This window comes from Archangium sp. (assembly GCF_057119385.1).
Genome location: NZ_DBNGVP010000198.1, coordinates 1 through 7,423 on the forward strand (window position 1 = coordinate 1; position 7,423 = coordinate 7,423).

The following is a 7,423-nucleotide window of genomic DNA, read 5'->3' on the forward strand; positions in this document are numbered from 1 at the left end:
CCGTGTACCGCGCGAGGCGGAGCGGAAAGCCCTACGCCGTCAAGCTGGTGGCCCTCCACCCTCGAGGTGACCGGGAAGCCGCCGCGCTGCGCCTGGTGCGGCACCCCAACGTGGTGACCTTCCACGGTTATGGCCTCTGGCCCGAGGAGGAGCCGCGCTTCCTCGTGCTGGCCCTGGAGCTCGTCGAGGGCCTCACGCTCGACGCCTGGGCGGCCCGGGAGAATCCCTCCGCGCTCGAGCTGGTGATGCGGGTGTTGTTGCCCCTGGCGCTCACCCTGGCGGACGTGCATGCCTCGGGCGTGGTGCACCGGGACATCAAGGAGGCCAACATCATCATGCGCGAGTCGGACGGGCAGCCGGTGCTGGTGGACTTCGGCGCGGCGGGCCTCAAGGAGGGAGCCCTCCGGCTGACCATGCGGCTGCCGCCGGGCACCGCCGAGTACCGCAGCCCCGAGGTGTTGCGCTTCGCCCGGCAGTGGGAGGGCGAGCACTACCCCTTCTCCCCGGGAGATGACCTGTGGGCCCTGGGCGTCGTCATCTACGGGCTGTTGACGCGCACGCTCCCCTTTGGAGACCGGAACAACCCCGGGTTGAATCGGGCCATCCTCGAGGAGACGCCGCCGGCTCCGCATGAGCTCAACCCGCGTGTGCCCCCGGTGTTGAGCGACGTGTGCATGGCGTTGCTGGAGAAGAAGCTCGAGGACCGATACCCGGACGCGAAGGCACTCGCGGAGGACCTGCTGGAGCAGTGCACCCAGGCGGACTCCTCCTGGCGCACACCGATGTTTCCGAGAAGCGGCCACAACAGCCCACCAGTTCCGGCGAAACCCGGACGCCACTTCTCCCGGTGGTGGTGGGCTGCTAGCGGGCTCGGACTCACTTCGGCTCTGGCTCTCCTGTTGTACGCGCTTCACGGTGGCACCCCACGCACAGCGTCGCCTTCCGCACATGCGACGCTTCAGGACGCTTCTGGTCAGGAAGTCGTGCCTCCGGCCAGGGTGGCGGAAGCTACGCCCAGCGCGGCCCCACTGCCCGCGCCCGTCGCCGCCGCGACGAACAACGAGGAGCCCACGATGCAGAAGTCCAAGACGATCCGCACCCTGGTTGCCGCCGGCTGTGTTGCCAGCGCTGGCTGTGTGAGCACGCCGAAAGCGCGTCCCCAGCCCCCTCCTGAGGAGTGCCCGCCTGGAGCGGTAGAGGCTCATGCGCGCTACGAGCTCGGTTTCAAGGCGGCCCATGGCGCGATCTTGGGCACTATGCGTCAGGGGGGCCGCCTCATGCCCGTGCGCGAGGGGGAGATTTCCGCCGAGATCATCGGCCCGTGGGGCCTCTTCCCCGATTGGACCATCTTCACTGGACGCCTCTACTTCGGTGCGGAGCGCGTCTACGGTCGCTTCACCAAGGCCACGTTGCCTGGTGGGGAAACAGTGCCCGTGTGTCTTCAGATGATGACGATCGGCGTGTACCCGCCGCTCGGCGTTGCGCTGGAGACTGGGAGTACGGCTGCCCGGCCGATCATCCACTCTTCTGTCTCCGTTCAGGCCGTCGAGCGCTTCGAGTAGAGCCACCCATGCCGCACACCGCATCTGCCTCCCTGGTGGCCCTGCTTCTCCAGGTAAACCCGGAACAGCCGCCCGGTACGCATCCCTGTGAGGACATCGAACGCATCGAGTTATCCATGGCTCCTCGGGTCAACGCGGAGGTATGCGTCAGTCCAGGTCTTCTCACGGGTTTCCTCTTCGACACCCCAGTGGACGTCGAGCTTCAGGATGAGGTCCGCTTCGCTGAGTTGTTGCGCGGCAGGAGCAGTTTCAGCCTCGTTCCACCACCGGACATGGTGCCTGGAGAGCGGCTTCGGCTCACGGCGCGTCTCCAAGGAGGAGCGCAGAGTGTGACCTTCTCTCTGGTGGCCCACCCGGGGCGTTCGACCCGGCAGGTGGAGGTGTACCGGGACCCGCGTTCCCGGGCCTCATTGCTCCAGGAGAATGCCCAGGAGCACGCGAAGAACCAGGAGCTGCAGGAGGAGGTCGAGCGGCTCCGCGCCCAACGGACCCAGTCCGGTGGGCTCCGTGGCCTTCTTCTCGCTGGAGCATTGAACGACACCGGCATCCCAGCGCTGGAGTTGAAGTTGGGGCCGACTCAACAGGAATCGGACGACGCCCTCTCCACCTGGCGAGTCATCACCTATCGGTCCCTGAAAACCGTGGCGGGAGAGGTGTGGTTGCTGAACTCCGGCACCACGCCCTGGCGCGTAGAGGGCGCGTCCTTGACGAGCGCTGCTGGCGAGATACTGCTGGAGGGCGTGCGCGTCGGGCAGGCTGAACCCATCCCGCCCCAGCAGTCCCGGCGAGTATTCTTTGAAGCAGACGCAGCGCGTGGAACTCTTCGCGGAGAGGTGATGCTCCGTCTGTGGGGGGCGGATGGCCGCACCCTCACCCTCCCCAAGGTGCCGTTGCCGTAGACCGTGACTCCAAGAAAGGCCAGCCCCTCCGGCCTCCAAAGGAAAGAGCGGGGCGTGCGCACCCGGCACGGCCCCGCTCGGTTCCAGTTGCAGCGGCGCTGCGTCAGTACGTGACGCTGACGTCGGCGGTGTAGCCCGCGGCGGCGAACGCGTTGACCGTCACCGTGAAGGTGCGGCCCCCCAGCGTGTAGCTGCTCGACGAGCCGGCCAGCCGCTCCGGGCCACCGTTGGCGGTGATGAGCACCGAGATGCCATTGGTGACGCGGTGGACCAGCACGGTGGCGCGCGGGATGCCCTGATCCCAACCGCTCGGCATGCGGTACTCGAGGGTGTAGTAGTTCGCGTCGTCGTTGCCGATGCGCACCATCAGGGGGCCGTTGGCCTCGGGACGGTTGAGCGCGGCGATGTTCGAGCGCCACGTCTGGTAGCTGGTGCCGGGGACGAGCCGCGTCTGGCGGTGCGCCGGGATGAACGACTGCTTCGTCCGGTACGGCGCGTTCATCTCCGGGCCGGCGACCACGCCCTGCGGGTGCGAGAAGGCGCTGACGTTCATCGCGCTCATGATGTCCCAGTGATCGTAGTACTCGCCGGGAGCCGACCAGTCGGCGGCCTTGCGCGTGGTGTCGTCGAACGAGTGGTCCCACCAGCCGAACGTGTGGCCCGTCTCGTGCGCGAGGAACGTGGAGTTGGAGCTGTTGGGCGTGGCGAGCACGCGGCCCCCATGGTTGCCAGCGTCACCCTCGCCGTTGACCAGGCCAATCACATTCACATAGCCCGCCGTCGAGCCACCGTAGGCGTTCATGCAGTAGCCCACGCGGTCCCAGCGGCTCACCGTCGGCTGAGACCAGGCGGCGTTGGTGATGGACATGGTGTACCAGCCATCCTTCACCGTGCTGCCGGACAGGTCCCACGAGCCGTAGGACACCTCGCGCCAGTACGGGACGAGCGCGCTGTACATGAGGTCGCGGTAGAACTGGTCGGTCTGCGGCGTGGTGGCGATGTCCGAGAACTTGCACTTGAGCAGCAGCCAGGGCTTGGCCGTGAAGGTGGCCCAGCCGGTGTGGTTGTTGGGGGCGTACTGGTTGTAGACCCACCAGTAGGTCAGCTGCGAGCCGTCCCAGCGCGCGTCGGCGCGAGCGAACCCGTTCCAACCCTGCTCGTACACCATGGCGTCGTCGCGCCAGTAGGAGCCGGGCTCGCTGAGCGAGCCGTGCATGTAGCCCCAGAAGATCTGGCTGTTGCCGGCGGCGCTGATCTGCCCGAGCCCGGGAGCGGTGATGGCCGGCGGGTAGCCGCCGTTGTAGTCCATGCGGTGGAAGCGCGTGGCGCCGGTGATCCTGTTGCGCAGGACGAAGTCGTCGGCGGCGTTGTCGTCGATGCGGGCGACGGTGACCTGATCATCCACGCCGACGAAGCCGCCCACGCTGGTGAAGGCCCACCAGAAGGTGTGGGACGTGCCGTCCCAGACGGAGACGTAATAGAGCACCTGGCGGTACCCGTTGATGATCATCAGGTCATCGCGGCCGTCGCCATTGAAGTCACCCGCGCGCAGCTGGAGGCCCGCGGCGGCGGTGCCGAGGTTGCCGGCGCTGAAGCTCGGGGTGGGGTTGAAGAACCAGCTCCCCTTGACGGAGTACATGCGGTACGCGCCGCCGCCGCGCGGGTAGACGAGCACGTCGTCGCGGCCGTCGTTGTCGAAGTCGGCGACGATGGCGTCCTCGTTGTCGCCGAGGAACGAGCCCTGGGTGAACCACCACCAGAGCTCCCGCCGGTCGGGGCTGACGCCATAGCAGGCCAGCGCGTTGTCGTCGGTGATGGTGCAGGTCTGATCGCTCCCGCCGCCGCTGAAGTCGCCCAGCAGCACGCGCTTGATGGGGCGGTTGGCGTAGAGGTGGAGGATGCCCGTCTTGTTGAAGTCCGTCTTGGAGACGAAGAGCTTGTTGCTCGTGTACTGGACGAAGTCGGAGTAGCCGTCCGCGTCGATGTCCGCGAGCTGGAGGTTCTGCGGGATGGGAAGCTGGGTGTTGGTGCCGCGGCCGTGCTTGCCGGTGCGGTAGAGCGCGGCGGCGCTGACGGTCCGGAGGGGCTCCGCGCCGGCACATCGCTCGGCGTCACAGAGCACGGTGTCCGGAATGGCCTCGAGCATGGGCGCCGCGGGCGCGATGGGGTTGACGGTGGGATGCGGCTCGCTCTCGCTGGTGCGATGGGCGGGGTCGTCCGGCTCCAGGGGGCCGCCACAGCCCGCGAGCAGGGTGGTGAGCGTCAGGGCCAGTGGGATGGACCACCGGCGTGAGGGGGAACCGACAGGGGATCGGGGATGCGGCATGCGGCACTCCTTCGCTGTTCCAGGTGAGGGGGCGGGAAAGCCGCGTCACGGACACGTCACGGCCGCCCTCCGCACTGGTCGCGAATCGCGTGCCTTGCGGGTCCCCCAGGGAATGCCGGAATTGAAACAGAATGAGCCGCGACTGTCAATCTTCAAGGCGCTCGTGGCCGTTCCGCATGGGCGGAGGTCACAGGGGGCGCGGCTCTATTTCCAGGAGCGCCTCAATCACAGACACCCGGGACGGGAAGGGGTGATGTGTGTCATTGCGCCGGGAGCCTGTTCCCGGGCTATGTCCCGGTCATGTCACCTTCTGATGACTCTGGCGCTGGGGAGAGCGCCTCCCTGGCCGATCAGCTCCGGCGAAGACTGCTCGAATTGAAGCCTTCCTGCCTGGCGGGTGGGGGAGGAAGGGGGGGCCTTCAGGCGCTTGCCTGTTTGGACCATGGACAACCCGAGCAGGGACATCTCCCGAGCTCCCCGCTGGTGGTCAGCTCCTGTGCCGCTCGGCCACGCGGTAGAGGTGGGTGAGGGAGTAGTCCAGCAGCGACTGTCGCGAGCGCATGTAGTTGCGGGCCCGGACGAAGGGCAACCACACGCGGTTGCCCACGAGCACCTGGGCCTCCTCCAGCTTCTGGCGTGGAATCCACCTGCCGCCCAGGTTGCGCACCAGCACCTCACCCAGGTACGCGCCAATGGCGGGCACCGCGTGATCATCAATGGCTTCCCGTAGGCGGCTCTTCGGGAATTCCTCGCGCCAGAAGTAGAAGTCGGCATCCGTGAGCGACTCGGGCGTAGCCGCGAAGACCGAGGGCACCTCCGAGTGCAGCAGCGCCACGAGGTGCTCGGCGAGGGTACTGTAGTGCTCGCGAGCGCGCTCCGGGTCCTCCACGTCGGTGGGAAGGGCGGAGTCAGCAGGGCGCCACTCCTCGGGCTCGGGTGGCTGCCATGCGTTGAGCTCGGCAATCCTCCGCTGGCGCTCGTGACTGGCGGCCTGGTCCACCACCCGGGAGAGAAGCGAGGCCAGCTCCGGGGGGAAGCGGGGTTCCACGGGGGTGAGCATGGCACTGCGCTCATGCAAGGTGCTCAGAATGGTGTCGAAGTCGAGGTCTGGCCGGAGGTGGGCGTGAGCGCGGGCCTGTGCGAGCCGTGCCTCCTTGCTGGCGAAGTCCGCCGCCGTGGGCCACGTCACCAGGAGGACGGAGCCGTTGGGCAGTTCCTCCACACGGTGGGCTGGGGTGGACAGCATGCGCTCACGGCCCACGGTTTCCACCAGATGGGGGCCGAAGACGTTGAGCCACCACACCGCGTAGATTTTGTCGAAACCGTTCTCCCGAGAAGTCTTTTCGTCGCGTCCGAAGAAGGGAGAGCCCGCCAACTGCATGTCATCAAGACTGTGGACCTCGGCATACGTGACGGGATAACAGGAAGCCCAGGCGCGCACCATTTCCACGAAGTGCTGGCAGCGCTCCGCCTCCGCGAAGAAGGAGAGCGGCTTCACGTTGATGAGGATTCTCAGTTCGGGAGGCTGCGGTGGAAACCAGAGCCCGAACGACATATCCAACGCGGGCCACTTCGTCCGGTAGAGCCCGATGGACGTCCCGGACCCATCGCGCTTTTCTTCCAGCGACTTCCAGAGGGCGGCGCGGGCGTACTTGCGCTGCCACTTGCCTTTGACGACGTCCGGCCTCCACCCACCGGCGTACTCCTCGAGCGCCTGGAAAAAGGGCTCCACCTCGCGCTCCAGCGCTGCCTGTGAATTGAACGCACCGTCGAAGATGAGCAGGATGCTGTCCTCGGGCTTCATGCCGTGAGGCTCTAATACTTTCATTGGAACAGCACCTCCACTCCAGGAGCGGCTTTCTTGATTTCGTTCACGGCTCTCTCCAACAGCTTTACATCCTTGGGCTTGAGTGCGCCTCCCTCGTAGACGAGGCGGACCCGCTGGACGGGCACCTCGCTGCCCTCGTGGAGAAGGGACTGGAGGGCGCCTCGGCGGATATTCAGCGTCTCGCCGTACTTGCTCAAAGCTTCCTTCGCATCCGTAACGATCTGCGCCTTCAGATCTTCGTACTTCAATCCCGAAAGGTCGCGGCTCTTGAAGCTGAAGGACTCCACGCGCCGTGGCCCTGCGCCGAGCGCGCCTTCCTCGATGACGAGCACATCCGCGAAGCGCAGGCCGGTGCCCGGCTTCCTCACGCCCACCTGGATTTCAACGAGAGGCCTGTCGAAATCCCCGAGGAAGCGGCGCTGTGACCGAGGCTTTTGTGCGTCCTCTCGCAGCAGCTTCACCATGTCGCGCTCGAAGGCCATGCCCCGGGCAAACCACCCGCGCAGCTGCTCGTAGGGAGCCCACTTGAGGGGGCCCTCGGCGGCCGTGCCACTCTCCACCTCCTTGAAGCGCTCGTGGTAGTACTCCACGTATTCGCGCCAGCGCGGGTTGCCCCGGGCCTCGGGCGGCGGGGCTTCGAGGGCGGGGCGGTGTTTCTCGAGCACCGCCACGTCCTTGGGGAGGCGCGGGCCCGTGGCCTCGAGCTCCGCCGCCGCCAGCCTTGCCTTCACCGCTTCCCGCGTGTGCCCAACCCCCTCATCCACCAGCGAGGCCAGGGTGCCCTGCCCCTGCGCGACAGGGGCCTGCT

4 protein-coding genes and 1 pseudogene are annotated in these 7,423 nt (G+C 67.0%); 2 read left to right on the top strand and 3 right to left on the bottom strand.

Features of this window, described 5'->3' with window-relative positions; genetic code table 11:
• Together AC16DP_RS45925 and AC16DP_RS45930 are read left to right on the top strand one after the other, a co-directional pair.
• A partial coding sequence (locus AC16DP_RS45925) for a serine/threonine protein kinase (protein WP_483957085.1) occupies window positions 1-1,562 on the top strand: 1,562 nt, incomplete at its 5' end.
• 8 nt (window positions 1,563-1,570) lie between these two features.
• On the top strand, window positions 1,571-2,461 hold the full coding sequence (locus tag AC16DP_RS45930) for a DUF2381 family protein (RefSeq protein WP_329734599.1): 891 nt from the start codon (window positions 1,571-1,573) through the stop codon (window positions 2,459-2,461).
• A gap of 103 nt (window positions 2,462-2,564) precedes the next feature.
• On the opposite strand, the gene AC16DP_RS45935 is transcribed toward AC16DP_RS45930, so the two are convergent.
• The 3 genes and pseudogenes from AC16DP_RS45935 to AC16DP_RS45945 form a co-directional block, all read right to left on the bottom strand.
• Window positions 2,565-4,787: an FG-GAP-like repeat-containing protein gene (locus tag AC16DP_RS45935; protein WP_329734600.1), complete on the bottom strand. Its 2,223-nt coding sequence runs from the start codon at window positions 4,785-4,787 to the stop codon at window positions 2,565-2,567.
• A gap of 487 nt (window positions 4,788-5,274) precedes the next feature.
• A complete protein-coding gene (locus tag AC16DP_RS45940; protein ID WP_329734601.1) occupies window positions 5,275-6,615 on the bottom strand; it encodes a hypothetical protein in 1,341 nt (446 codons plus the stop codon).
• Window positions 6,612-7,423, bottom strand: a pseudogene (locus tag AC16DP_RS45945) (hypothetical protein); the annotation flags it as partial. The pseudogene AC16DP_RS45945 and the gene AC16DP_RS45940, both read right to left, overlap by 4 nt.